Raw genomic sequence first — 24,731 nt, 5'->3', positions numbered from 1 at the left:
GTTTTGGAGAATATTTTTCCGGTTTAACGGCATGGAGGCCCTCTCCATGCCGCCTCGCGGAAATCTTGGCACCGGGCGGAAAATCAGCTCGCCTTGGGACGCCAGACGATATCGCCGGTTGCGAGCTTCTTCGGCAGGATGCCGAGCCCATGGAATTCGTCTGCGAGTGCCTGCTGATAGGCGGCGGCGGCATCGGTGATGGTCGAGACGCTGCCGAGATCGGCGCCCTTACGCGTCAATGTCACGCGCGTCACGTCGGCCGGCACGCCGGTAATTTCGGAAAGCTCCTCGACCGTTTCGTCGAGATTGCTCTGTGCCGACTTCCCGACCTTGGCGAGCTCATCGATCACGTCGACGACCACTTGCCCGTTGGCATCGGTGAAATCGCGATTGGCAAGGAAGAAGCTATAGGAATCGACAATTCCTTCAGCGGTCGTTAGGATACGTGTCTCCGGATCAGCTTCCGCAATCGCCAGATAAGGATCCCAGATCGACCATGCGTCGATGCTGCCATTCTTGAACGCAGCGGCGGCATCCGGCGGCGAAAGATCGAGCTGCTCGACGTCTTCGGGCTTCAGGCCTGCCTTGCGCAAAACCTTGACGGTTACATTATGCGCGCTGGAGCCGCGCTTGAAAGCGACCTTTTTACCCTTGAGGTCTTCAAGCGTCTTGATGGACAAATCCTTGCGCACGAGGATAGCCGAGGCTGCCGGGCTGCCCTTGTAGAGACCGACATAATAGAGCTGCCCGCCGGCCGCTTGGGCAAAGAGCGGCGGCACATCGCCGGTCGCGCCGAAATCGAGAGCGCCGGCGCCCAGCGCTTCGAGAAGCGGCGGGCCGGAGGTGAATTCCGACCAGCTGACGGTAATGCCGTGATCGGCAAGCCGCTTTTCAAGTGCGCTGCGACGCTTGGCGAGCGCCAGCACGCCGTTCTTCTGCCAGCCGATACGGAATTCGGTGGCGGCAGCGCGTGCCGGCCGGACAGCCGGCAGGATTGCCGTGGTCGCAGCGGCTGCGAAAAGCCCGAGCGTTTGTCGACGTGAAATCATGACTTTCCCCTTTTTTGGTGGTGCCGGGCCTGTTTTCGGCTGGTCGACCCTGTCAGTGATGAATGCCATGATGATTAAATCTATAATTTTTATCGCCAACTTTATTTGCAAGATTCCGCCCTTGCTGAAATTTTGCGGCCCGGAAATCGCCCTTAAGCGGAATTTTTTCGCGCGTCCCCTATACTGCCGACAATCCCGGCTCACTCCCGACCTTCCGCGGCCAGCCGCTCGCGGATGAAGGTGGGGCCGCCGGCAAGACGCTTCGCAAGCAGGCTTGCGGGATCGATCATGCGCCAATAGGGCGTAACCGTCGAAACCGGCTCGCCCTTCTCCAGCGCGCCGAAGGACAGCTCGGCGATCACACGCAACTGCCGCTGCACGGTCACCGGACAACAGGCGTCCGCCCCATATTGAGCGGCAAGACGGCGGCGGAGGAGGCCGACTTCGGTGAGGACACTTTCCGGTGCCGATCGAATCTGCTTTGCGACCATCTGCTGCGATGGAATAAGCATCGCCTGCATTCCGTTGCGGCCTTTGCACCGTGGCTTGATCGTCGGAATTTCGCTCATGTCACCCCCGGAACATAATGCCTTCCCTCCAATCTAGGGCTCGGCCGAACGGTAGCCAGCCTCATATGCGTCAATCGCAAGGAAGTCCGTCTTCACGGGCTTTTCTGCTCGCGCCGTTTCGGTTAATCCTCGGGCCTGCACTTGAGGAAAAGGATAGGACATATGGCAAAAGTCGCGTTCATCGGTCTCGGCGTCATGGGTTTCCCCATGGCGGGGCATTTGAAGACGAAAGGCGGCCACGATGTCACCGTCTATAACCGCACGCCGGCAAAAGCCGCCGCCTGGGCCGAGAAATTCTCCGGCAAATCGGCCCCTACTCCGGCCGAGGCCGCCGCTGGCGCCGATTTCGTCTTCGTCTGCGTTGGCAACGATGAAGATCTCCGATCGGTGACATTGGGCGAGAACGGCGCCTTACACGGCATGAAGTCCGGTACGGTGCTGATCGACAACACCACCGCCAGCGCTGAGGTCGCCCGCGAACTTTATGCGGCGGCAAGGAGAAAGGTGTCGATTTCATCGACGCACCCGTCTCCGGCGGCCAGGCCGGCGCTGAAAACGGCGTCCTGACCGTCATGTGCGGCGGCGACGAGGCCGTCTTCGAACGCGCCAGGCCTGTCATCGAAGCCTATGCCCGCATGGTCGGTCTGATGGGGCCGGCAGGCTCGGGCCAGTTGACCAAGATGGTCAACCAGATCTGCATCGCCGGCCTCGTCCAGGGACTTGCCGAAGCGCTGCATTTCGGCAAGCGCGCCGGCCTCGATATAGAAAAGGTGGTCGAGGTGATCTCCAAGGGTGCAGCCGGCTCCTGGCAGATGGAAAACCGCCACAAGACCATGAACGCAGGCAAATACGACTTCGGCTTCGCGGTCGACTGGATGCGCAAGGATCTCGGCATCGTGCTCACCGAAGCCCGCCGCAACGGCGCCAAACTGCCGGTCACCGCCGTCGTCGACCAGTTCTATGGCGACGTGCAGGCAATGGGCGGCAATCGCTGGGATACATCCTCGCTGCTTGCCCGCCTGGAGAAATGATCGGCCCCTCCTCCGATGCGGCCGAATTGATCGCGCATCTCGAAACGCTGCGCTCGGAGGAGAATATTGCCGGCATGGCGCGCTTCGGCATCGTCACCGATCGCGCCCTCGGTATCTCCAATCCCGATATCAGGGCGGTCGCCAGGGTGGCGAAGAAGGATCACGTCAGGGCAATGCAGCTCTGGAGAAGCGATATTCGCGAAGCCCGCCTGCTTGCCCTCTACACAGCCGAGCCGAAGCGGTTGACGACAGAAGAAGCCCAAAATTGGGCCGATGATTTCAACTCCTGGGAGATCGTCGATTGCGCCGCCGATCTCTTTGTCGAGGCCCGGTTGGACAAGCTCATCTGGGAATTCGCTGCCGACGAGCGCGAATTCGTCCGACGCACAGCCTTCGCCATGATTGCCGGCGGTGCCGTCCACCGGAAAAAGGACCCCGACGCCACCATTCTTGCCTGGTTGCCGCTGATCAAGACTCATTCCGGCGACCCCCGAAACTTCGTGCGCAAAGCGGTGAATTGGGCGCTGCGCAATGTCGGCAAGCGCAATCTGGCCTGCCATGCGCCGGCGCTGGCACTCGCAAGGGCCCTGGCGGAAAGCCCTGATAAAACCGCCCGTTGGATCGGCAAGGATGCCGTCAGGGAACTGGCCGGCGAAAAGCTGCTGACGCGCTTGAGATAAGGCGGATGTCAGCGCCCAAAGCATGTCGCGCAAAACTCAACAGCGGTTTCGCGATAACGACATGCGTAAAATAACGCCCTAAAGCGCGAGAAGCGAATCTGAACGGATGGCAACGCGCTTTAGCTGAAGCCCCTCGCCTCTTCGTCAATGCTGCCTGGATTTTTCGACCAGGAAATCGATCAGCACCCGCACCGCCGGCGGCATGCCCTTGGCCGTCGTAAAAACGATGTAGAACTGGCTCTCCTCCGACTGCCATTCCGGCAGCACCCGCACCAGCTTGCCAGCCTGGAGATCGGCCTCGCAGGCGCTTTCGAGCAGGAGCCCGAAGCCGAGACCGGCCCGGGCCGCGTCGAGGATGGCGGTCATGCTGCGACAGGTGAGCCGCGGCTGATGACGAATCACCTGTTTGGCGTCATTCGGACCGACCAGTTCCCACGTGTGGAACGACACCCATGACGTCATTGCCAGCGTCGGAAGGTCGGCGAGCTCGTCAACACAATTCAAACTGCCTGTACGCTCGACGAGCGAGGGACTTGCGACCAGGATGCGTCGCGCCCGGTCGAGCTTGCGCATCGTCAGGCTCGTCTGCGTCTCCGGCTCGTTGGTCGCTCTCACCTCGAGATCGATCCGTTCGTTGATGAGGTCGGCGCGCCGCTCGGAGCCGATGATCTGCAGCTTGATCTTCGGGTAACGTTCCAGGAATTCAGGCAGGATGCCCCCGACCGAGATGTCGACGAGAGCGAGCGGGCACCCCATCCGCACCACGCCTTGCGGATCGGATTGGGCCTCGGTGACGATCGACTTGGCGCGGTCGGCCTCCTGCAGGACGGTCCGGCATCTTTCGTAAAGAGCTTGGCCGATCTCTGTCACCCGGAAGTGACGCGTCGAGCGTTCTATAAGCCTTGCGCCAAGCCCATCCTCGAGACGGCTGACCCGCCTGCTGAGTTTCGAACGTGGTATTTTGAGATCGCGACTTGCAGACGCGAAACCGCCGCTGGAGACGACAGCGGCGAAATAATAGTAGTCGTTGAGATCGTCCATAAGAACAAGCTATCCGAGAGTGTGAATTAATGCCAGCCCTCAGCAAAGGTTGCATCCTCTCTCCCAAAAAGCTGTAATCACATTGTCGGCATTGGATTTTCTTTTCACGACCCGTTGCGGCAAGCTCGCCGATGCGGACGAAGTCAATCAATCGACAGCCGTCCGCACGGCAATATCTCGGCCGATCCAGCTCGGTTGAAAAATTGAAAACGGGGGTGCCTCAATAGCCGAGGCTAACAAAATGCCGACATACGATACAAAACGTACCCGTTCGGCTCACCTGAAAAGACGATCCAGAAAGACTGCCTTGAAGACTGTGCGTCAAAAACGCTGCAAGGACGGTCCGGCAGGGAAGACCGGACCCGTCCCCGTAGCTGATCGGAGGTCACTCGGATCAGAAACTGATTTAAGTGCTCCCGGTCCGAAGACCGGGAGCATATCTACCAAGTGGATTAGAACGAACGCTGCAGACGGAAGTAGCCCGTCGTGGTGTCGTCGCCGTCTTCCGGATCGAGCCACTGAACCGAAGCCTTGGCGTAGAAGTTGTCGACGATCTGGTAATCAACCGTCAGACCAGCCTTCCAAGCATCGCCGAGACCGTCGAAGTTTTCCGGAACTTCCGTGCCACCGCCGAAGTAGTTGCCGTAGTACTGAACGCCCGGGGTGATTTTGAGCTTGTCGGTTGCCTTGATAGCGTATTCGGCAGCGATAGCCCATTCAGCCGAGGAGTAGTACGAGTTCGGGCCGGAAGAGTATACGCCGGCGAGGCCGAGCGTGCCGGGACCGATGTCAACCGTACCCATTGCACGGATAGCGCCGTCTTCGTTGTCGACGTCCCAGCCGCCAGTGACCTGGTAGCTGAACGCACCAGCCTTGCCGCCAACGCCGAAGGCAACGCCGACATTGTTCGGACCATCGTCCGCAGTAAAGACGGTGGTGCCGGGAATGACGCCGGGAGCAAAGGTACCCTGGTAAACGCCGTCTTCCAGTTCATCGACGCTGAGGCCGGCGTAGAAGGTGCCGCTTTCATACTGATAGCGGATCGAGTTGTGCAGCGTTACGACCGAACCGATGTCGTCGGTTTCGCCAGAGAGACCATCGTCCCACCAGCTGTAGAACAGACCGGCGCGGAAGCCCGCGACGTCGAGGTAAGCGGAGTCGAGGATGGCTTCCTGATCGGTGGCATTGTCAGCATTGAACTGCATGACGATGACGCCGGTCAGCGGACCATACTCGGTGTCGCTCTTGGCCGTGAACTGAACCTGACCGCGGGTGACGGCATCCCAATCCGAATCGCCGCCGACATCTTCGCCAACGTTGACCTGGAAACGGATGTAGCCTTCGATCTTGAGGCAGGTTTCGGTGCCCGGGATGTAGAAGTAGCCGGTGCCGTAAGCGTCGCAGACGCGAACATATTCAACCGGTTCCGGCTCAGCAGCAACAATAGCGTCAGCTGCAAGAACCGGCGTCGATGCAGCAAATGCTGCTGCTGATGCAAGCAAAACCATTCTGATGTTCATTTACCAATCCATTCCTTTGTCGATCGGGGCTGGCTTCAGATCGGGTAGTCGATTTGAAGCCGGCCCAGTTTGAACAGCCATCTCGGCGTGCGGATCGATCGAACCGCCAAACCGTCATCACATACAAGGCTCTATCAAGCAATTCTCGATACACGCCAGATGGGTTCTCACGGGCTACTTTCCCCGGCAACGTGATCTTTATACAACAATTTCAAATATTTATACAAAAAACATGCAAAACAGCTCCGCGACGGAAACCCTCCATCGCAAGCCGCACACGCTACACCCCATTGTCAAATTCTCCACCGTCCGACCCCGTCGAACATACTGGTGAAGCACATAAACTCTACCGCCGGCTAACAAGCACAAACAAGGTGGCGGTTTAGAACATAGTGTTCTGAATTCGATACCAATGAGACAAAATTATGACATATCACCCACTGGTTTCATCGACCATAACCCCAGAATCCTTACCAGGCTATTCATTTTTCCAGGAAATTGGTTCGATTTGAGCGTTTTTTCGCTATTTTTGAGGCTTTTTTTCAGTCGGGGGACCGCACATCCCCAAACTCGGCCTTCCTAACTGGCATTCCCACGTGCGGCCAGGATGTCACAAGTCGCCTCCAACGGGCATATCCGAGGTCGCAGACTCACGCCTGGTATGAGGCCGCGCTGGACTTTGCAGTCTCGCGTGCGGTCACGGCCGCACGCTTGACCTCAATCCTCGTTGGATTTGGCATTATCGAGAATCATGTAGTCGAGCGGCAGCTGCGTCGAATACTTGATCTGCTCCATCGCAAAGGCGGAGGAAACGTCGCGAATCTCGATCTTGGCGATCATCCGCTTATAAAAGGCGTCATAGGCGGCAATATCGGGTACGACGACTCGCAAGAGATAATCGACATCGCCACTCATCCGGTAGAATTCGACCACTTCGGGGAATTCGGCGACCACCTCGGAAAAGCGGCGCAGCCATTCGATCGAATGGGTGGCAGTGCAGATCGACACGAAGACGGTGACCTTGGTATTGACCTTTTCCGGATCGAGGATGGCGACTCGGCGCTTGATGACGCCGTCTTCTTCCATCTTCTGGATGCGCCGCCAGCATGGCGTCGTCGAGAGACCCACTTTCTTGGCAAGATCGGCAACGGCGAGCGTCGAATCTTCTTGCAGAAGACGCAGTATTTTTCGGTCGAGGCGGTCCATGCGCACAACAGTCCTTTCGAATTATTTTCTTTGTATAACTCGATTCCGCGCAACTAAAAGAATTTTGTTTCAGGAAAGCAGCGTTTTCGCCCGTTCCTGCAAGACCGGGAGCAATTCTTTCTCAAACCAGGGATTGCGCTTCAGCCAGCCGCTGTTGCGCCAGCTCGGATGCGGCAGCGGCAGCACGGCCGGCGATCGGTCGGACAGAAGACAGTCACGCCATGCTCGCACCGTCTCGGTCATATTGTCCCGCCTTTCACCGGCCATATGCCAGGCCTGCGCATATTGGCCGATGACCAGCACCAGTTCGATTTGCGGCATGGCTGAGATCACTCTTTGCCGCCAGAACGGCGCGCACTCGCGCCGCGGCGGCAGATCGGCGCCCTTGTCGTCATAGCCAGGAAAGCAGAAGCCCATGGGCACGATGGCGAATCGCCCGCGGTCGTAGAAGCTTGCCCTGTCAACGCCTAGCCATGACCGCAACCGGTCGCCCGAGGCATCGTCGAATGGCAGGCCGCTCTCATGCACCCGAAGTCCCGGCGCCTGCCCGGCGATCAGGATGCGCGCGCTCGACGAGATCACCGCCACCGGCCGCGGCTCGTGCGGCAGCCGGTGTTCGGGGCCTTTCGCCGGTGCGTCACGACAGATCCGGCAGGAGGCGATCTCCCGCCGGAGCGTCTCCAGCATGGCTTCGTCGGTCATGACTTTACTCCCATCCGACGATCTGCGCGATGAAGCGCAAGGCGCCGTCGAAACCAGACCTCTGGCGCGCATGATCGCGCAAGTCGCGCGGCCGCTCGAAAGTTCCGGCCCAGAGGCCCGCCTTCCGAGCTCTCGCCTCGGCCTCCTCTTTGCCATAATCGCCATAGGAAATGGCCATGCCCTCGCGCACCATGGCGGCATTGATGTCGCCGCCTGCCCCGCTCCGGCAGATGACGAGCAGCCTGTCGTAGCGGTCACGCCGGCTGCCCTGACAGAGTGTTCCCGATGCCAGCACCATCTCCTGCAGCGCCGCGCGCGCCGCGCGCCCGCAGGCCCAGGCTTTCCCCGCCCGCTCGCAGCTCTGGTTGAGCTCCGGCGCATCGACGCCTTCGAGGCGCAGACGTTCGTCTCCCAATGTCAGACTGTCGCCGTCGGCAGCATGAAAGGCGCCGGTATGCTCGATTTTTGCTGCATCGTTGAGCTTGGCGGCAATCAGCGCCACGAGCGCCAGCAGAGCAAAAGCGGTCACGCCGTCGCGAATCAGGCGCAGGCCCCTTGTCACGCTTTCGCCTCCTTAAAAAACAAATCCTTGGCAAAGATGGCAAACATCTTCTTAAGAATTGTCGGTTAAGCTCTTATCCACCCTGGGATGAAGTTTCAACGTGCACATGAGTACCGGCGTAAGCACATCGACCGACAAGATCATCGTCGACAGGTCGCGCAGCCACCGCAACAAGGCCGTTTCCAAGGCCGTGCGGCAGACGCGCGAACGTCTTCAGTCCGGTCACGCGTCCAATTCCTCCTTCGATCTTGACGTGCTCAAGATGTATGTGGCGTCGGTGCTGCAGAGCGCGACGATCATGCCGCTCTTCGTCGTCATCATCACCGCGCTTGGCGTCTATTTCACTGAAGATACGCAATTGCTCTTCTGGGCGCTGCTGACGCTCACCTGCCACGCCGGCAATATCCTGCTCGCAAGGCGCGCGCGCCGGCAGGAGATTACCTCCGACAGCGCCCGCAAATGGCGCCGGCTGCTGCTCTCCGGCCAGTTCCTCCTCGGCTGCTGCTGGGCCGTCTTTGCGCTGCAGGGCTGCGACACCTGCGCGCCGTCGAGCTTCATTCTTTATAAGGGCGCGACGTTGCTGATTGCGCTCTCCGTCACGGCGATGTCGAACTTCATGCTGACGCCGGCCGTGCTCGCTGCCTTTTCACCTGCGGTCCTGGCACTCGCCGCCAAGAGCGGCCTGTCACGCGACCTCCTCGAGATCAGCCTGACCGGGGCCTTCACCACCACCCTTGTCTTCTTCAATTATATCAGCGATCGGCTCTTCAAGTCGAACCTCAGGATTCTCTCCTATCAGTCGGAGAAGGACGACCTGATCGCCGAGCTGGAAGTGGCGAAATCGATGTCGGACGAGGCTCGCCGCCGCGCCGAGGAGGCAAACCTCGCCAAGTCGCGCTTCCTTGCCTCCATGTCGCACGAGCTCAGGACCCCACTCAACGCCATCCTCGGCTTTTCGGAGGTGATGTCGGCCGAAGTCATGGGACCGCTCGCCAATCCGACCTACAAGGAATATGCCGGCGATATCCACCGCTCCGGCCAGCATTTGCTCGATCTCATCAACGAGATCCTCGACCTGTCGCGCATCGAGGCTGGCAAATACGAACTGAGCGAGGAGGCGATTTCGCTGCTCGATATCACCGAAGATTGCATCGGCATGGTCCAGCTGCGCGCCCGCGCCAAGAACATTGCCATTTCGGACCAGTTCGAGCGGCAGCTGCCGGCCATCTGGGCGGATGAGAAGTCGATGCGCCAGGTGGTGCTCAACCTTCTCTCCAATGCGGTCAAGTTCACGCCGCAGGGTGGCGAGATCCACGTCAAGGTCGGCTGGACAGCTGGCGGCGGACAGTACATCTCGATCAAGGACAACGGCCCCGGTATTCCGGAAGAAGAGATTCCCGTCGTCCTGTCGGCCTTTGGCCAGGGCTCGATCGCCATCAAGAGCGCCGAACAGGGTACAGGCCTCGGCCTGCCGATCGTCCAGGCGATCCTTGCCAAACATGACGGACAGTTCCTGCTGAAATCGAAGCTGCGCGAAGGCACCGAAGTTATCGCCATCCTGCCTGCCAAGCGCGTGCTCCAGAGCCTGCCGGCCGTCGAGGAGGCTCAGGCCGTCGCGCGCAAACGCAAGAGTTTTGCCTGATTCAGCTAAAGCATGATGCCGAAAACTGTGAGCGGTTTTCGGGCAACATCATGCTCCAATTTTTAGACCTGGATCCGGGTGACTTCAGGCCGATCCAGCGTGAAATCATCCGGATTCAAAGAACAGGTGCTTGCTGAGGACGAAGCCGAGATAGAGGCTGCAGGCGGCGATCATGCAGGTCACCGCGAAGGAGCCGAGATCCTTGGCATGTTTGCCGACGATTGAAATCTCGGGCGAAATCCGGTCGATCACCTCTTCAACGGCGGTATTCATCGCCTCCATCGAAAAGAGCCCGAGAAACAGAAGCACCGCGACGACGATCTCGTCCGCAGTCGCTCCCACCAGCGCCAACGCCGCGATCGAAACGGCGAAGAAACCGAGTTCCTGGCGGAAGGCCGCCTCTTTCAGCACCCGCAGGAAGCCCGCCCAAGAGTAGCTGGCGGCGGCGATGAAATGCCGAAGTCCGGTCTCTTTCGTCACCGCAGGCTTCGTCAAGATGCCCTCTCCTCTTCCCGTTGCATCACAGACAAGGAGAGGCTTTGCCGTCTCCTCTTTGATGAGCGAATACGCAAATACCGAATCCACTTGAGGCGCGCAAGCGAACGCGTACGGATCGACGGCGCCCACCGCGGTCTTAATGCTTATTCGACACACCGGCCTGAGCGAAGGTCGCCATGCCGGAATGACAGGCAGCAGCCGCCTTGACGATACCGGCGGCAAGCGCCGCACCGGTGCCTTCGCCGAGCCGCATGCCGAGCGCCAGAAGCGGCGTCTTGCCGAGCATCTCGATCGAGCGCAAATGTCCGGGCTCGCCGGAGACATGTCCGATCAGGCAATGATCGAGGGCGGATGGATTGGCGGCTTTCAGGATCGCCGCCGCCGCGGTCGCGACATAACCGTCGATCAGCACCGGGATGCGCTCCATGCGGGCGGCAAGAATGGCGCCGGCCATCGCCGCGATCTCACGGCCGCCGAGCCGGCGCATGATCTCGAGCGGATCATCGAGATGGTCACCATGCAGTGCCACCGCCTTTTCCACCGCCGCGATCTTGCGCTCCAGCATCTCGCCTTCCGAACCGGTGCCGGGTCCCACCCAGTCGCGCGCCGAACCGCCGTAGAGCGCATAGTTGATCGCCGCCGCAATCGTCGTATTGCCGATGCCCATCTCGCCGATGCAAAGCAGGTCGGTGCCGCCGGCGATCGCCTCCATGCCGAAGGCCATGGTCGCGGCGCAATCGCGCTCGGAAAGCGCTGCCTCCTCGGTAATGTCGCCGGTAGGATAATCGAGCGCCAGGTCGAAGACTTTCAGCCCGAGATCATAGGCAACACAGATCTGATTGATCGCAGCGCCGCCGGCCGCGAAGTTCTCGACCATCTGTTGCGTCACCGTGGCCGGAAAGGGCGTGATGCCCTGTTTGGTGACACCGTGATTGCCGGCAAATATCGCCACCAGCGGCCGATTGACGGCGGGTGTGCGGCCCGTCCAGGCGGCAAGCCAGAAGGCAATCTCCTCGAGCCGTCCGAGCGCGCCCGGCGGCTTGGTCAGCTGCGCGTCGCGTTCGCGGGCAGCCACCAGCGCGCGGGCATCCGGCCCCGGCAGGTCGCGGAGCAGGATACGGAAATCGTCGAACGGCAGGCCTGAAACGCTCATTTGTGCGGTTTTCCTATGAATCCGGGTATTCTTGTCTTTTCCACGCAAATCAGCTTCCTTGCGGGTGGCAACTCTCTTAAAGCGGGCGGACGAGGCGAACAACTCCAAAAGCGCCGCCGCGACCATAAGCCGAGGCCTCCGGCCGGAACGAAGTAGAATGAAGATCAAGGATCATGCGGTCGATACCGCCCGCGCCGTCGCCTTCCTCAGCCGCATTCCCCTGCCGCAATCGCTGTTCAAAGGCTATGACGGCAGGCTTGGCCGGCTGGTGCGCGCCTTTCCCCTCGCAGGCATCGTCATCGGTTTCGTCCCCGCACTCGCCCTCCTCCTGCTTTTGGGGCTGCGCGCCGATCCGCTGATGGCGGCCCTGATCGCGCTTTCCGTTCAGGTCATCGTCACCGGGGCGCTGCACGAGGACGGCCTGGCCGATGCGGCCGATGGCATTGGAGGCGGCAAGAGCCGCGAGCAGAGCCTCCTCATCATGAAGGACAGCCGGATCGGCACCTATGGCGCGATAGCGCTGATCCTCTCCTTCGCGATCCGCGCAGCCGCGCTTGCCGCTATCGCCGGCCATTCCTCGCCGCTCGCTGCCGCCCTTGCCATTCCCGCCGTCGCGGCCCTCAGTCGCGGCGCCATCGCCTGGCACTGGCAACGGCTGCCGCCGGCAAAGGCCGATGGCGTCGCCGCCTCGACCGGCCAGCCGGACGAGGCGGCGATGCAGTTTGCGCTCGCCTCGGCCGGCCTCGTCGCAGCGCTTCTGATCTGGCCGGCTTTCGGCCTGCGGCCGCTCATCGCAAGCCTGCTCGCCACCGGTATCGCAGGTCTTGCCTTCACCGCTTTCATCCGCCGCAAGCTTGCCGGCCACACCGGCGATACGCTGGGCGCGACGCAGCAGATTTGCGAGATCGCCACTCTTTGCGCCCTTGCCACGGCTCTTTGAAATTCCGATATATCCTTCATGCAAACACCCTGCATTCACCTCTGCTCCCTCGTTTCCGCCACCGGATTTTGCGCCGGATGCGGCCGGACTCTTGAGGAAATCGGCAGTTGGATGAGGTACTCCGACACCGAGCGAAGACGGATCATGGCACTGCTGCCGGCAAGGCTCGGAAGCGCCGCCACGGTGTCGAACCATATGAAATCAAGCCTCGTCGCCGGGCCAGAGCGGCCTTTATGATTCGTTTGACCGTCTTCCTCGTCGTAATCGGCATCGGCCTTGCCGTGCTGATCGTCAACAATGACAGCAGCCGCATCGTCGGCCTGCAGACTGATGACTTCGGCCGTGTCGTCTACCTGCTGCCGATCGCGCTGATGCTATCGGCCGGCATCTGGGCGAGCCGGCGCAGCGTCGGCGAAACGATGCGACATATGATGATCTGGCTGGTCATCATCCTGGCACTCGTGACCGTCTATCTCTATCGCCAGGAAGCGCTCGGCGTCGGCAACAGGCTGCTCGCCGGCCTCGTTCCCGGCCGCGCCGTCGTCGTCACGACAAGCGAGGGCGGCCAGGAGATCATTCTGCACAAGCTGCTGAACGGCCATTTCGAAGCCGATGTTGCGGTCAACGGCCAGACGATCGAGATGCTCGTCGACACCGGCGCCAGCATGGTGGCGCTGTCGCGCGAAGATGCCGAACGGATCGGCATCGATCTCTCCCGCCTCACCTATTCCATGACGGTCATGACCGCCAACGGCCGCGGCCGGGCGGCACCCGTCACCCTCGACCAGGTGGCGATCGGCCCGATCATCCGTAACAATGTCGCAGCCAGCGTCGCCGAAGACGGCCGGCTCGACCAGAGCCTGCTCGGCATGAGCTTCCTGGAAACGCTGGGCTCGCTGCAGATGCGGACCGACGAACTCCGCATGCGCGACTAGTTGCGGCTCCGCCGCTTTACGGCGAGGACCGGATCTGGCAGCTGAACTGGAAGGCATGACACCTCGGCAGAAACAGGCTCCGTTCCCTCGACCACCACAGCAAAGGTAACCTTGATGGGGTCGGCGGCCTCCTGCGACCGACTTTGCTGCGGGGCTAGGCAATGGATGGAGGCGATTGCGAGACATCCAAGCACATTGCTGCTGACCATTGATTGCCCCATGACCGATGACGTCTTGCTGAGCAATCTTTCATGTTGAAATTGCGGCGTTCTTCGGGCCGGATCAGTTCCGCAGCCGGTAGCCGGTCTTGAATATCCAGCCGAGCGTTCCCAGGCAGATCACCAGGAACACCGTGATCATCGCCAGGCTGATCGCCGGGTTGACGTCGGCGATCCCGTAAAAACTCCAGCGGAAGCCGCTGACGAGATAGAGCACCGGGTTGAGGTGGCTGACCGCCTGCCAGAACGGCGGCAGCATGCTGACGGAATAGAAGCTCCCGCCGAGGAAGGTCAGCGGCGGCACGACCAGCATGGGAATGAGGTTCAGCTGCTCGAAATTACCGGCCCAGATGCCGATCATGAAGCCGAACAGGCTGAAGGTGATCGCCGTCAACAAGAAAAATAGGATCATCATGAAGGGATGCTCGATCCTGACGTCGACGAAGAGATTGGCAGTCAGGAGGATGATGAAGCCGATGATCATGCCCTTGGTCGCCGCAGCCCCGACATAACCGAGCAGGATCTCAGTCATCGCCACCGGCGCCGAAAGCACCTCGTAAATCGTGCCTGTGAATTTCGGGAAATAGATGCCGAAGGAGCCGTTGCTGATGCACTGGCCAAGCAGCGTCAGCATAATCAAGCCGGGCGTGATAAAGGCGCCGTAGGACACGCCCTCCACCTCCTGAATACGTGATCCCACAGCGGCACCGAAGACGATGAAATAGAGCGAGGTTGAGATCACGGGCGAGATGACGCTCTGCAGCAGCGTGCGGCGCGTGCGCGCCATCTCGAAGAAATAGATGGATTTGACGGCCTCGACGTTCATTTGCTCGCTCCCACCAGCGCCACGAAAATGTCCTCGAGCGAGCTTTGCCGCGTCGAGAGATCCTTGAAATGGATATTGTTCTCGCCGAGCCTGGTCAGCAGAGCTGCAATGCTTTCCTGCTCGTCGTCAGTGTCGAAATCATAGGTCAGGCGGTTGCCGTCTGCCTCCAGCGTCAGTCCATTGCCGGCAAAACAATCCGGCAGCCGGTTGAGCGGTTCGGTGAGATCGAGGATGAGCTGCTTGCGGCCGAGCTTGGCCATCAGCGCCGCCTTGTCCTCGACGAGCAGCAATTCGCCGCCATTGATGACGCCGACGCGGTCAGCGATTTCCTCGGCCTCTTCGATATAATGGGTGGTCAGGATAATGGTGACGCCGGAGGCCCGAAGCTCTTCGACGACATGCCACATGTCCTTGCGCAGCGTCACGTCGACGCCGGCGGTCGGCTCGTCGAGGAAAAGAATATCCGGCTCATGGGATAGCGCCTTAGCGATCAGCACCCGCCGCTTCATCCCGCCTGAGAGCTGGCGCAGCATATTGTCCTTCTTCTCCCAGAGCGAGAGCGAGCGCAGCACCTTCTCGATATGGGCAGGATTGGCTTTCTTGCCGTGCAGACCGCGCGAAAAGCTCACCGTATTGAACACCGTTTCGAACTGATCGGTGGTCAGCTCCTGCGGCACCAGCCCGATCATCCCGCGGGTGGCGCGGAAATCCTTCACGACGTCGTGGCCGGCGACCAGCACCCGGCCGCCGCTCGGATTGGCGATGCCGCAGATGATCGAGATCAGCGTCGTCTTGCCCGCGCCGTTCGGCCCGAGCAGCGCCAGAATCTCACCCTTTTCGACGTCGAGATTGATGCCCTTCAGGGCCTCGAACCCATTGGCGTAGGTCTTGGTAAGATTTTGAACGGAAATGATGGGGGCCATGCAGGACTCTTGCGGATTCTCGGAGGTTACTTCGGCCCGCTATATAGTCCCTTTGTAACGCTTTAACATCCTTAAGCCCATGAACACTGCATTCGCGCGCTGCGAACACAGTTGGCCTGCCGAAGCGGTTGGCCGGCGAAAGAAAGGCTGCGACCGGCTTCAGATGTCATCATCCGGTGATCTTCGTGCCCGATAAGAGAGCCGAGGTCAGCACCGGCATCCGCCCCGCCGCCCACTCCTTTGCGGAGCCGTTTCCGGGTGTTCTCGTTGCGCCCCATTTTTGCTGCCTCGGCATGTAGAGAAAGTTATTGTTCAGTCACGAAGTGCTTGGAACCGGCCAGTATCCCCTGTTCAGCCGCGTTCGTCTTAGCCGGCCTTGCGCCGGCTTTCTTTTTTCGTTCCGCACCTCATCCTTTCCGTGGTCCACCGCGGATGAATGCGACCAGGGGCGCTCCTCACAGCTCGTCGTAATTGAACCAATCAAAATCCGCGATCTTCGCCCGGCCTGACGTATCGAAGGCAAACACGCCGGCGAAAGCGCCGGTGAAGGAGCCGTGTTCGCCGCGTCCGCCCTCGTCTGAGATCACGCCGGCATCGAGGACCGGGCCGATCGGCTGCCAGGCGCCCTTGCCTTCGGTCTGCCAGAAGAATTGCAGGTCGTTCTCCCGGATTTCCATGGCGAGCTGGACACGGCCCTCGGCGGCAATCGCCACGCCGCTTTCTGCGGGAAAGCTCAGCCGTCCGTTCGGGTAGTCGCCGTTGCAGGAGAGGATCGTCACGCAGCGGCCGAGTGTTTCGTGCAGCGTCACGGCGACGGCGTGGAATTTGTGACGGTTGTAGTAATGCGTCAGCCCCGCCACCTGCTGGTAGGTGTCGGGCGAGAATTCGATCACGGTCTCGGCACGGAAACTGTGATGCTCTTGGCGGCGGGCAACCAGCGACTGTTCGAACCAGGAGCCGATGCTTTCGCGCGCAATCAGGCGCAGATGGCCGGGACGATCCGTCAGGTTGAAGATGCGCGCGGGCTCTGGCGTCCGCAGCCATTGGAAATCGGCGGGCAGCGTGCCGCCATCGAAGCTGTATTCGCTGCGCATCGGCTTTTCCACCGGCACCGCGCCAAAGAGGCCCGGCACATCGACATCGGGCACTGAGGTGCCGTTTTCAAGATAGAGCCAGTCATCGTCGCGCCAGACGCATTTCTGTAAGGACGTCTCGCGCCCCAGCGTACAGCGCCGTTTCGGTGGCAGCGGCCGGCCGCAAAGATGGGTGTGATAGGCCTCCCCCTCCGGCGTCTCGACATATTGGCCATGCCCTGCTCGCTGCAGCACTGCGCCCGGATGATCCTTGGAGGTGATGAGATGTATGTTCGGATGCATCTCATAGGGCCCGTCGATATCACGCGACCGCGCCATGGTGACGGCGTGGTCGTAGCCGGTGCCGCCCTCGGCGGTGGTCAGGTAATACCAACCGTTGCGCTTGAAGAGATGCGGTCCTTCGACGAGGCCGAGCGGGCTGCCGGCGAAGATGTTCTTGATCGGACCCTTCAGCGCCTTTGTCGCCGGATCCCATTCCTGCAGCAGGATGCCGTCAAAGGCCGGCGATTTCGGCGAGCCGCCATAGCTTTCGGTGCGGTGGTTCCACTGCATGTTGACGAACCATTTCCGGCCGTCATCGTCGTGGAAGAGCGAGGGATCGAAGCCGGAGGAATTGACATAGACCGGCTCGGACCAATCGGCCTCGATCGTAGGTGCCGTGACGATATAGTTCGGCGCATCCTTGAAGTTGCCGTCGTAGCGTTTGACGTCGGTATAGACCAGCCAGAACTGCCCGTCGGCATAGGACAGGCACGGCGCCCAGATGCCGCAGCTATCCGGATTGCCGCGCATGTCGAGCTGCGATCGCCGCTCCAGCGGCCGGCGCACCAGCGTCCAGTTCACCAGGTCGCGCGAATGGTGGATCTGCACGCCGGGATACCATTCGAAGGTTGAGGTGGCGATGTGATAATCCGCACCGACGCGGCAGATCGACGGATCGGGGTTGAACCCGGGCAGGATGGGGTTGCGGATCATGACAGGGTCTCCTCCGACCAGCGGTGCTTTTTGCTGTACGTACGTCAGATTATAGCAGAAAAAGGCCTGGAAGACTTGCCTCCGGGCCTGAGATGACTAGTCGCGTTCGGCCGACTTGGCCCAGAGGTTAATGTCGGCCTCGCGGGCATAAACGTCGATCTCGGCAAGTTCCTCGACGCTGAAATCGAGATTGTCGAGCGCCTTGACGCAATCGACGATCTGCGACGAGCGGCTGGCGCCGATCAGCGCCGAGGTCACGCGGCCGCCGCGCAACACCCAGGCGATCGCCATCTGCGCCAGCGTCTGGCCGCGCCTTTCGGCGATCTCGTTGAGCTTGCGGATATTGTCGATGATCGAGGGGCGGATGTAGTCGCGCTTGAGAAAGTGGTTCTGCGCCGCGCGGCTGTCTTCGGGAATGCCGCCGAGATATTTCGTTGTCAGCATGCCCTGGGCAAGCGGCGAGAAGACGATCGAGCCCATGCCGATCTCATCCAGCGTATCGAGCAGCCTGTCGTCCTCGACCCAGCGGTTGAGCATCGAATAGCTCGGCTGATGGATCAGGCACGGCGTACCAAGCTCCTTGAGGATTGCGGCGGCTTCTCGCGAGCGCTGCGAATTGTAAGAGGAGATGCCGACATAGAGCGCTCGGCCGGAACGGACGATATGATCGAGCGCGCCGCAGGTCTCTTCCAGCGGCGTTTCCGGGTCGAAGCGGTGCGAATAGAAGATGTCGACATAATCGAGGCCCATCCGCTTCAGGCTCTGGTCGCAGGAGGCGATCAGATACTTGCGGCTGCCCCATTCGCCGTAAGGGCCAGGCCACATGTCATAGCCGGCCTTGGAGGAGATGATCAGCTCGTCGCGAAGCCCGACGAATTCGGTGCGCAGGATTTCGCCGAAGGCAGTTTCGGCACTGCCGGGCGGCGGGCCGTAATTGTTGGCGAGGTCGAAATGGGTGATGCCGAGGTCGAAGGCCGTGCGGCACATATCGATCTTGCGGTCATGCGGCGTGTCGCCGCCGAAATTGTGCCAGAGGCCGAGCGAGACGGCCGGCAGCTTCAGGCCGGAACGGCCCGTGCGGTTATATTTCATTTTCGAATAGCGGTCTGCGGCCGGTTGCCAGCTCATCCGAATGTCTCCTTGATAAAATAGCTATAAGGTCGTCGTGCGACATTATCGGCCCAAGAGATTGCCGACACCCGCCCCTCATCCGGCTGCCGCCACCTTCTCCCCGTAAACGGGGCGAAGGGACAAGCCGCGCCGCCTTCCTCAACCTCGACGCTGCGTTTGGCGCGTCCCCTCTCCCCGTCTTTACGGGGAGAGGGTTAGGGTGAGGGGCAGCCATCGGCGCGAACAGCACAGCCGTGGGACAGGCCCACGGTTGACGAAACTATTGTAGCAAGCGCGCCGATACGCCAAGCCCAAGGCGCGCGTGCTCTCTACTTCAAGAGCGCTTGCGCCTCTTCGATACCAAGCGCGGCCGGCTGCGTGCAGGTCGTGGTCAGGTCGATGAAACGGCCCTCTTCGCCCGATTTCAGGATCGATGTCATGACGTCGACGCCGTGCAGCGTGCGGTCGAGCGAGCAGCGCGCATCGCGGCCCTCGATCAACGACATCGCCATGTCGGCCAAGCCGGCGGTGCGGTAGTTGGCGCGCGATCCGCTCGGGTTTTCTTGGTTGATCTTGCCGAATGGATGCTCCCAGGCATCGAGCGGCTTGATGTCCTTGTCACGGCCGCTTGCCTCAACCACGCCGCCGAAGAAGTTCGGATCCGGAACGTAGAGCGAACCGTCGGTGCCGTAGAGTTCCATATTGGCATGGCGGTGCGACCACACATCCCAGCTTGCCGTCAGCGTCACCGTGGCGCCGTTGACGAATTCGAGCAGCGCCTGGATCGTCGTCGGCGTCTTGACTGGGATGATCTCGCCATTGCGCGGCGCGCTGGTGATCGTGCGGGTGGGCGACGCCATCGAGGTCATGCCGCCCACCCGTTTGACCGGGCCGATCAGGTTGATCAGATTGGCGATGTAATATGGGCCGAGATCGAGGATCGGGCCGCCCCCCGCCAGGAAGAAGAAATCCGGGTTCGGATGCCACATTTCCATGCCGGGGCTCATCACGTAACAGGCGCCCGATGTCACCCGGCCGATGCCGCCGTCGTCGATGAACTTGCGGGCGAGCTGATGGGCGCCGCCGAGGAACGTGTCGGGGGCGCAGCCGACGGCGAGGTTCTTCTGCTTGGCGATGCGACGAAGCTCCTCGCCCTCTTCGAGCGAAAGCACCAACGGCTTTTCGGAATAGACGTGTTTTCCGGCCTCGAGGATCGCCTTCGATACCCGGAAATGCGCATCCGGGATCGTCAGGTTGACGATGACGTCGATCTCGTCATTGACGAGAAGCTCGTCGATCGTCTGCGCTTTGACGCCATATTCCTCGGCCCGCGCCTCGGCCGCCTGCACGTTGATATCGGCGCAGGCGAGCACCTTCAACCCCTTGAAGAGCGGTGCCAGCGAGAAGTAAGTGGTGGAGATGTTGCCGCATCCGATGATGCCGACGCCAAGTTCCTTGGTCATGATGAAGCCTCAGTAGGTCTGGAAGGATGCGATCGAGCGGCTGATGTTGCGATCGATGTCATTCGGGTTATCGTGTTCGACGACGTAGTGCTTGGCCTTGGTGGCGCGCAACGCCGTCATCAGCCTGGCCCACTCGACCTTGCCGTGACCGACATCGGCCCAGCCGCTCTCATCCGTCGCCTCGCCAGCCGGCGCGATGTCCTTGACGTGCACGGCGGTGATGCGGGACCCAAGCTTCTCGATCCAGGCGAAGGGGTCGGCGCCGCCGCGGATAACCCAGGCAATGTCGGCTTCCCAGGAAATATCGGGCGCGCCTTCGAAGATGTGCTCGATCGGCCGCGAGCCGTCCTGCAGCTTGAAGAATTCGAAATCATGATTGTGCCAGCCGAATTCGTAGCCGGCAGCCTTATAAGGCTTGCTGATCTCCTGCAGGCGCTTGCCGAAGGCGACCCAGCCGGCAGCGTCGGACGGGCGTTCTTCGGCCGCCAGATGTGGCGCATAGATCGAATCCATGCCGAGGATCTTGGCAATATCAAGCGACTTCTGAACTTCCTTCTCCAGAAAATCAGGGCTGAAATGGCCGGTCGCCATGACCAGGCCATTCTTGTCGAGATCGGCGCGAAGGCTCTTCAGCCCGGCATCGTCGAGATCGGCATAGATGCCGCCGAAGCCTTCGACTTCGGCATAGCCAGCCTTGCCGAGCTTTTCGAAAATCACAGAATAGGGCTGGAAGTTGCGGGCGCTATAGAGCTGGTAGCTGAGTTTCGTCATCATGTTCTCCTTGGGCCTCGTGCCCATTCTTGCAAGATCAATCCGCCGACTGGCAGGAATACAGGTCGTAGAACCGGAACTCCGGAAGCGCGCCACGATCAAGCGGCCGTGCCGGGGTAAAGGTGATGCGGCGGCTCTCGCCGGCCGCAAGATCGAAGGCGTTGTCGGAATATTTGCCGTCGGTCTCGGTTTCGATCATCACGAAAAGCGCAAGTCCACTAGCGGTGACGTTGATGTCGACGGAACCATTCTCCTCGACATATTCGTGGGTAACTGTCAGGCCCGAGGGCTCCAGCTCCAGCGCCTTGTATGTGCCGTTGACGTAATGCCCCTCGCCGCCCGTACCGTTCGACGCGGTGAAGTGCCAGGCAAGCAGCGTTCCCTCGGGAATATCGGAGACGTCAATGCTCGTGGCAGTGACGGCCGCATCCGGCGAACACACAGCCTGCACGTCCTTCAGGTGCCGGCGTTCGCCCTTTACCGTCAGGATCGAGACTGCAAGATCAACGCTGACATCGGCAAGCGTGTCATTGACCAGCGAGAGGCGGATCGTCTCTCTGTCATCGGAAGGAATGGCAGCGACCGCGACCGGCTGGAAGAAGCGCTTGACGAGGTAGTGCATCGCCTTCCAGCGGCCGCCGTAATCGAGGCTCGACCAGGATGCCACCGGCCAGGTGTCGTTGAGCTGCCAGTAGATCGTACCCATACAATGGGGTTTGAGCGACCGCCAGTATTCCACCGCCGTCTTGATCGCCAGCCCCTGCTGGATCTGGGACAGATAGACGAAGTTCGGAAAATCCTTGGGGAAGCGGAAATAACGGAACATCGTGGCGGCGATGCGCTCGTTGCCGCCGGCATTCTTCTGGTGAAGCTCCATGACGGGGGAAGCGACGTTCATGTCCTTCTCCTCGGCATAGGTCCTGATCACAGGCAGCGAGGTATAGGACTGGAAGCCGAATTCCGAGCAGAAGCGCGGACGCACCGAACGGTAATTGTCGAACGACTTGTTCTCGTGCCAGACCGACCAGTAATGCATGTCGCCGGAACCGTCGGCATGCCAGGCATCGCCGAAATCGAGATAGCCGGACGCCGGGCTCGACGGCCACCAGAGCGCGCCGGGCAGCGCCTTCTTCACGGCCTGCTCGATCGTGCGGTTGAGCCGATCATAGGAGACGAGATAGCGGTCGCGGTCCTTCCTCGATTCCTCGAACCAGGTCAGCGCCCCGACCAGCTCGTTGTCGCCGCACCAGAGCGCGATCGACGGATGCGAGGAAAGCCGGCGCACTTGGTAATCGACCTCGATCGTTACATTGTCGAGGAAGTCCTCGGTCGAGGGGTAGAGGTTGCAGGCGAACATGAAGTCCTGCCAGACCATGAGGCCCAGCTGGTCGCAGAGATCGTAGAAATGATCCTGCTCGTAGAAGCCGCCGCCCCAGACGCGGATCATGTTCATATTGGCGGCTTTGGCCGATTGCAGCAGATCCTCGGTCTTCTCAGGCGAAGACAGCGAAAACAGCGCGTCGGCCGGGATCCAGTTGGCGCCGCGGCAGAAAATCTCGCGGCCGTTGACCTTGAAGGCGAAGCGGCTGCCTGACGCATCCGGCGTGGTGATCAGCTCGACGGTGCGAAGACCGATCTGCTTGGTCACCTCATCGGTCGGCAACTCGACGGAAAGCCTGTAGAGCGCCTGCTCGCCGCTGCCGGAGGGCCACCAGAGGCGTGGATTGTCGATATGGAAGAGGTGGTTGACATGGGTCTCGCCATTGACACCGACATCCAGGCGCACGCGCTCGCCGTCGAGCTCGAAATAGACCTGGGCAATGTCTGGCCCCTTGGAAAACAGCGTCGCCGTCACTTTGAGGTCCACCGAGCCGTCGTTATTATGGGTCTGGCGGGTGACCACATGTTCGATGCGCGCGGTTTCGAGCTTCTTCAGCGCGATCATCCCGTAAAGGCCGAGCGGCGCAATGGCGATATTCCAGTCCCAGCCGAAATGGCATTGCGGCTTGCGCAGCATGTTGCCGTCGGGGATCGGCGAGTTGCCCGTGCTGTAGGGAATGTAGAAGGGCTGCTGCTTCTGTCGCGCAGCGCCGACGGCGATGTTGGAGGCAAAGACGATGCGGATGCTGTTGTCGCCTGATTTCAGCATGCTGGAGACATCGGGCCGGTAGCGGCGGAAGCTGTTATCGGCTTCGAGCGCCAGGAAGCCGTTGACGTGGACGCTGGCGACCGTGTCGAGATAGTCGATATCGAGATACCAGTCGCCCTCGACCTCAGGAAGCGTGAAGCTGCGCTCGACAGCCCATTCACGTTCCGCGACCCACTGCACCTTTTCCTCGTTGCGGCCGAAATAGGGATCGGGGATCAGTCCTGCCCGGTGCAGCGCCGTGTGCACGTCGCCCGGCAGCATGATCGCCGTGCGGATCTCACCGTCGACGGAGGCAAGCTGCCACGAACCGGAAAGGTCGATGTTGGGAGTAGTTGATCGATGCGTCACGATATCGTTTCCGATTTATGATTTTGAAAGAGACGGCGTTTGGTCGTCGTCCGGTAGTTGTCGTTCGTCAGGGCTCCTTCCGGCCGCCTCACTCTCCGTCATCCTCGGGCTTGACCCGAGGATCCACACCGCATCCACCAGCAGCCACGGGCATGGATCATCAGGTCAAGCCCGAGGATGACGGAGAGTGGAGTTGGCCCTCTCGCCGAACTCGCCCCGCCCGCAGAACCTTCTAGAGACGCAGCTCGCTTTCGGCGTCGAAGACCGAGGCGACCGTCATGTCGAAGCTGAGCTTAACCTTGGCTCCGACATTGAAGCGGCGTGCGCCGTTGACACGTACCGACATCGTGTGACCGGCATGTTTCAGCCACAGCAGATTGTCCGCGCCCATCGGCTCCTCGATATCGACGGTGGCGTCATGTTCTTCGCCGCCGGTATTCTCGTTGACCTTGATGTGTTCTGGACGAACGCCGAGCACCACCTTGCGGCCGGGCTGTAGCATCTCGCTAGCGTCGTAGGCAGCGAGCGAGAAAATGACGCCGTTGGCTGAAAAGGCAATGCCGCCGCCTGATTTGACCAGCTCGCCGTGCAGGAAATTCATCGACGGCGAGCCGATGAAACCGGCGACGAACAGATTGCGCGGCCTGTTGTAGATCGTCGTCGGATCATCGAGCTGCTGGATGATGCCGCTCTTCATGATGGCGATGCGGTCGGCAAGCGTCAGCGCCTCGATCTGGTCGTGGGTGACATAGATCATCGTGTTCTTCAGCGACTGGTGCAGGCGCTTGATCTCGACGCGCAGCTCCGAGCGGAGCTTGGCGTCGAGATTGGACAGCGGCTCATCGAACAGGAAAACGTCGACATCGCGCACCAGTGCCCGGCCGATCGCCACGCGCTGGCGCTGGCCGCCGGAAAGCTCGGCCGGCTTGCGCTTCAGCAGCGGCTGAATCTGCAGGATTTCGGAGGCACGCGCCACCCGCTTGTCGATCTCTGCCTGCGGCACCTTGGCGACGCGAAGACCGAAGGACAGGTTCTTCTCGACGGTCATCTGCGGATAGAGCGCATAGGACTGGAACACCATGCCGATGCCGCGGTCCTTAGGCTCTTCCCAGGTAACGTTCTTGCCCTTGATGAAGATCTGCCCTTCCGAGGCATCAAGCAGGCCGGCGATGCAATTCAGCAAGGTCGACTTGCCGCAGCCGGACGAGCCGAGCAGCACGAGAAATTCGCCGTCATTGATGTCGAGGTTGAGATCCTTCAGCACGCTCACCGCACCGAAGTTCAGGGACAGATCCTTGATGGAGACGCTTGCATTCATATTCATGA

General features: G+C 60.7%; 22 protein-coding genes and 1 pseudogene. 6 read left to right on the top strand and 17 right to left on the bottom strand.

All coding sequences use genetic code 11. The features are described from left to right. Positions 1 to 83: 83 nt before the first annotated feature. Both ACS4RR_RS12915 and ACS4RR_RS12910 read right to left on the bottom strand, forming a co-directional pair. Complete coding sequence (locus ACS4RR_RS12915; RefSeq protein ID WP_456188879.1) at positions 84 to 1,049, bottom strand: aliphatic sulfonate ABC transporter substrate-binding protein; 966 nt, start codon at positions 1,047 to 1,049, stop codon at positions 84 to 86. Between the two features lie 200 nt (positions 1,050 to 1,249). Beyond that, positions 1,250 to 1,618: a hypothetical protein gene (locus tag ACS4RR_RS12910; RefSeq protein WP_456188878.1), complete on the bottom strand. Its 369-nt coding sequence runs from the start codon at positions 1,616 to 1,618 to the stop codon at positions 1,250 to 1,252. A gap of 162 nt (positions 1,619 to 1,780) precedes the next feature. Here ACS4RR_RS12910 and ACS4RR_RS12905 point away from each other — a divergent pair. Next, positions 1,781 to 2,649: pseudogene (locus ACS4RR_RS12905) on the top strand (NAD(P)-dependent oxidoreductase). Beyond that, positions 2,646 to 3,329 (top strand): DNA alkylation repair protein, encoded by a 684-nt coding sequence (locus ACS4RR_RS12900; protein WP_260110991.1) that lies wholly within the window; start codon positions 2,646 to 2,648, stop codon positions 3,327 to 3,329. Before ACS4RR_RS12905 ends, ACS4RR_RS12900 begins: the two are co-directional and overlap by 4 nt. Before the next feature lie 144 nt (positions 3,330 to 3,473). Here ACS4RR_RS12900 and ACS4RR_RS12895 read toward each other — a convergent pair whose 3' ends face one another. The 5 genes from ACS4RR_RS12895 to ACS4RR_RS12875 all read right to left on the bottom strand — a co-directional run bounded on the left by ACS4RR_RS12895 (position 3,474) and on the right by ACS4RR_RS12875 (position 8,360). Beyond that, positions 3,474 to 4,370: a LysR substrate-binding domain-containing protein gene (locus ACS4RR_RS12895; protein ID WP_260110992.1), complete on the bottom strand. Its 897-nt coding sequence runs from the start codon at positions 4,368 to 4,370 to the stop codon at positions 3,474 to 3,476. 452 nt (positions 4,371 to 4,822) lie between these two features. Beyond that, positions 4,823 to 5,890 (bottom strand): porin, encoded by a 1,068-nt coding sequence (locus ACS4RR_RS12890; RefSeq protein WP_260110993.1) that lies wholly within the window; start codon positions 5,888 to 5,890, stop codon positions 4,823 to 4,825. Between the two features lie 717 nt (positions 5,891 to 6,607). Then, complete coding sequence (locus ACS4RR_RS12885) at positions 6,608 to 7,096, bottom strand: Lrp/AsnC family transcriptional regulator (protein WP_456188877.1); 489 nt, start codon at positions 7,094 to 7,096, stop codon at positions 6,608 to 6,610. Between the two features lie 69 nt (positions 7,097 to 7,165). Next, positions 7,166 to 7,798, bottom strand: a complete 633-nt coding sequence (locus ACS4RR_RS12880; protein WP_017964626.1) for a uracil-DNA glycosylase family protein — start codon at positions 7,796 to 7,798, stop codon at positions 7,166 to 7,168. A gap of 4 nt (positions 7,799 to 7,802) precedes the next feature. Then, positions 7,803 to 8,360 (bottom strand): thermonuclease family protein, encoded by a 558-nt coding sequence (locus tag ACS4RR_RS12875; protein ID WP_260110994.1) that lies wholly within the window; start codon positions 8,358 to 8,360, stop codon positions 7,803 to 7,805. A gap of 106 nt (positions 8,361 to 8,466) precedes the next feature. Here ACS4RR_RS12875 and ACS4RR_RS12870 point away from each other — a divergent pair, with 106 nt between their 5' ends. After that, a complete protein-coding gene (locus tag ACS4RR_RS12870) occupies positions 8,467 to 10,002 on the top strand; it encodes a sensor histidine kinase (protein WP_260111045.1) in 1,536 nt (511 codons plus the stop codon). 105 nt (positions 10,003 to 10,107) lie between these two features. On the opposite strand, the gene ACS4RR_RS12865 is transcribed toward ACS4RR_RS12870, so the two are convergent. Continuing rightward, positions 10,108 to 10,497, bottom strand: coding sequence for a diacylglycerol kinase (locus ACS4RR_RS12865; protein WP_260110995.1), 390 nt, complete (start codon positions 10,495 to 10,497; stop codon positions 10,108 to 10,110). Between the two features lie 139 nt (positions 10,498 to 10,636). Beyond that, positions 10,637 to 11,653: a nicotinate-nucleotide--dimethylbenzimidazole phosphoribosyltransferase gene (cobT, locus tag ACS4RR_RS12860; protein WP_222387521.1), complete on the bottom strand. Its 1,017-nt coding sequence runs from the start codon at positions 11,651 to 11,653 to the stop codon at positions 10,637 to 10,639. Positions 11,654 to 11,810: 157 nt separating this feature from the next. Between cobT and ACS4RR_RS12855 the strand changes: the two genes are divergently transcribed. The 3 genes from ACS4RR_RS12855 to ACS4RR_RS12845 are packed head-to-tail and all read left to right on the top strand — an operon-like array spanning position 11,811 to position 13,528. After that, entirely contained in the window at positions 11,811 to 12,593 is a 783-nt protein-coding gene (locus ACS4RR_RS12855; protein ID WP_222359281.1) for an adenosylcobinamide-GDP ribazoletransferase, read from the top strand. A gap of 18 nt (positions 12,594 to 12,611) precedes the next feature. Next, positions 12,612 to 12,830, top strand: a complete 219-nt coding sequence (locus ACS4RR_RS12850) for a DUF1289 domain-containing protein (RefSeq protein ID WP_260110996.1) — start codon at positions 12,612 to 12,614, stop codon at positions 12,828 to 12,830. After that, positions 12,827 to 13,528 carry a TIGR02281 family clan AA aspartic protease gene (locus ACS4RR_RS12845; protein WP_260110997.1) on the top strand — a complete coding sequence of 234 codons (702 nt, stop codon included), beginning with the start codon at positions 12,827 to 12,829 and terminating at the stop codon, positions 13,526 to 13,528. Before ACS4RR_RS12850 ends, ACS4RR_RS12845 begins: the two co-directional genes overlap by 4 nt. A gap of 282 nt (positions 13,529 to 13,810) precedes the next feature. Here the strand turns inward: ACS4RR_RS12845 and ACS4RR_RS12840 are convergent, their stop codons facing one another. The 8 genes from ACS4RR_RS12840 to ACS4RR_RS12805 all read right to left on the bottom strand — a co-directional run bounded on the left by ACS4RR_RS12840 (position 13,811) and on the right by ACS4RR_RS12805 (position 24,729). Beyond that, positions 13,811 to 14,572 carry an ABC transporter permease gene (locus ACS4RR_RS12840; protein WP_018074633.1) on the bottom strand — a complete coding sequence of 254 codons (762 nt, stop codon included), beginning with the start codon at positions 14,570 to 14,572 and terminating at the stop codon, positions 13,811 to 13,813. Then, positions 14,569 to 15,495, bottom strand: a complete 927-nt coding sequence (locus tag ACS4RR_RS12835; RefSeq protein ID WP_222387524.1) for an ABC transporter ATP-binding protein — start codon at positions 15,493 to 15,495, stop codon at positions 14,569 to 14,571. Before ACS4RR_RS12835 ends, ACS4RR_RS12840 begins: the two co-directional genes overlap by 4 nt. Before the next feature lie 455 nt (positions 15,496 to 15,950). After that, complete coding sequence (locus ACS4RR_RS12830) at positions 15,951 to 17,564, bottom strand: glycoside hydrolase family 43 protein (protein ID WP_456188876.1); 1,614 nt, start codon at positions 17,562 to 17,564, stop codon at positions 15,951 to 15,953. A gap of 96 nt (positions 17,565 to 17,660) precedes the next feature. Then, positions 17,661 to 18,692 (bottom strand): L-glyceraldehyde 3-phosphate reductase, encoded by a 1,032-nt coding sequence (gene mgrA, locus ACS4RR_RS12825; RefSeq protein ID WP_162117694.1) that lies wholly within the window; start codon positions 18,690 to 18,692, stop codon positions 17,661 to 17,663. Between the two features lie 311 nt (positions 18,693 to 19,003). Further along, on the bottom strand, positions 19,004 to 20,137 hold the full coding sequence (locus ACS4RR_RS12820; RefSeq protein ID WP_170261114.1) for a Gfo/Idh/MocA family protein: 1,134 nt from the start codon (positions 20,135 to 20,137) through the stop codon (positions 19,004 to 19,006). 9 nt (positions 20,138 to 20,146) lie between these two features. Further along, the gene (locus ACS4RR_RS12815) at positions 20,147 to 20,908 is read right to left on the bottom strand and encodes a sugar phosphate isomerase/epimerase family protein (protein ID WP_017964640.1); all 762 of its coding nucleotides are present in this window, start codon (positions 20,906 to 20,908) and stop codon (positions 20,147 to 20,149) included. A gap of 37 nt (positions 20,909 to 20,945) precedes the next feature. Continuing rightward, a complete protein-coding gene (locus ACS4RR_RS12810; RefSeq protein ID WP_260110999.1) occupies positions 20,946 to 23,405 on the bottom strand; it encodes a beta-mannosidase in 2,460 nt (819 codons plus the stop codon). A 232-nt stretch (positions 23,406 to 23,637) separates the two neighbouring features. After that, positions 23,638 to 24,729 (bottom strand): ABC transporter ATP-binding protein, encoded by a 1,092-nt coding sequence (locus ACS4RR_RS12805; RefSeq protein WP_170255704.1) that lies wholly within the window; start codon positions 24,727 to 24,729, stop codon positions 23,638 to 23,640. Positions 24,730 to 24,731 lie beyond the last annotated feature (2 nt).

This window comes from Rhizobium zaerense, from assembly GCF_051810725.1.
GTDB lineage: Bacteria > Pseudomonadota > Alphaproteobacteria > Rhizobiales > Rhizobiaceae > Rhizobium > Rhizobium leguminosarum_I.
The sequence above is the reverse complement of the archived record's forward strand: the minus strand, read 5'-3'. Positions and strand labels throughout refer to the sequence as shown.

What these genes read in the sequence shown, in the direction of transcription:
- ACS4RR_RS12840 (WP_018074633.1), bottom strand. Translation starts at nt 14,572, where the DNA reads ATGAACGTCGAGGCCGTCAAATCCATCTATTTCTTCGAGATGGCGCGC.
- mgrA (WP_162117694.1), bottom strand. Translation starts at nt 18,692, where the DNA reads ATGAGCTGGCAACCGGCCGCAGACCGCTATTCGAAAATGAAATATAAC.
- ACS4RR_RS12815 (WP_017964640.1), bottom strand. Translation starts at nt 20,908, where the DNA reads ATGACGAAACTCAGCTACCAGCTCTATAGCGCCCGCAACTTCCAGCCC.
- ACS4RR_RS12895 (WP_260110992.1), bottom strand. Translation starts at nt 4,370, where the DNA reads ATGGACGATCTCAACGACTACTATTATTTCGCCGCTGTCGTCTCCAGC.
- ACS4RR_RS12870 (WP_260111045.1), top strand. Translation starts at nt 8,467, where the DNA reads ATGAGTACCGGCGTAAGCACATCGACCGACAAGATCATCGTCGACAGG.
- ACS4RR_RS12850 (WP_260110996.1), top strand. Translation starts at nt 12,612, where the DNA reads ATGCAAACACCCTGCATTCACCTCTGCTCCCTCGTTTCCGCCACCGGA.
- ACS4RR_RS12890 (WP_260110993.1), bottom strand. Translation starts at nt 5,890, where the DNA reads ATGAACATCAGAATGGTTTTGCTTGCATCAGCAGCAGCATTTGCTGCA.
- ACS4RR_RS12820 (WP_170261114.1), bottom strand. Translation starts at nt 20,137, where the DNA reads ATGACCAAGGAACTTGGCGTCGGCATCATCGGATGCGGCAACATCTCC.
- ACS4RR_RS12900 (WP_260110991.1), top strand. Translation starts at nt 2,646, where the DNA reads ATGATCGGCCCCTCCTCCGATGCGGCCGAATTGATCGCGCATCTCGAA.
- ACS4RR_RS12845 (WP_260110997.1), top strand. Translation starts at nt 12,827, where the DNA reads ATGATTCGTTTGACCGTCTTCCTCGTCGTAATCGGCATCGGCCTTGCC.
- cobT (WP_222387521.1), bottom strand. Translation starts at nt 11,653, where the DNA reads ATGAGCGTTTCAGGCCTGCCGTTCGACGATTTCCGTATCCTGCTCCGC.
- ACS4RR_RS12835 (WP_222387524.1), bottom strand. Translation starts at nt 15,495, where the DNA reads ATGGCCCCCATCATTTCCGTTCAAAATCTTACCAAGACCTACGCCAAT.
- ACS4RR_RS12830 (WP_456188876.1), bottom strand. Translation starts at nt 17,564, where the DNA reads ATGATCCGCAACCCCATCCTGCCCGGGTTCAACCCCGATCCGTCGATC.
- ACS4RR_RS12855 (WP_222359281.1), top strand. Translation starts at nt 11,811, where the DNA reads ATGAAGATCAAGGATCATGCGGTCGATACCGCCCGCGCCGTCGCCTTC.
- ACS4RR_RS12910 (WP_456188878.1), bottom strand. Translation starts at nt 1,618, where the DNA reads ATGAGCGAAATTCCGACGATCAAGCCACGGTGCAAAGGCCGCAACGGA.
- ACS4RR_RS12805 (WP_170255704.1), bottom strand. Translation starts at nt 24,729, where the DNA reads ATGAATATGAATGCAAGCGTCTCCATCAAGGATCTGTCCCTGAACTTC.
- ACS4RR_RS12885 (WP_456188877.1), bottom strand. Translation starts at nt 7,096, where the DNA reads ATGGACCGCCTCGACCGAAAAATACTGCGTCTTCTGCAAGAAGATTCG.
- ACS4RR_RS12915 (WP_456188879.1), bottom strand. Translation starts at nt 1,049, where the DNA reads ATGATTTCACGTCGACAAACGCTCGGGCTTTTCGCAGCCGCTGCGACC.
- ACS4RR_RS12880 (WP_017964626.1), bottom strand. Translation starts at nt 7,798, where the DNA reads ATGACCGACGAAGCCATGCTGGAGACGCTCCGGCGGGAGATCGCCTCC.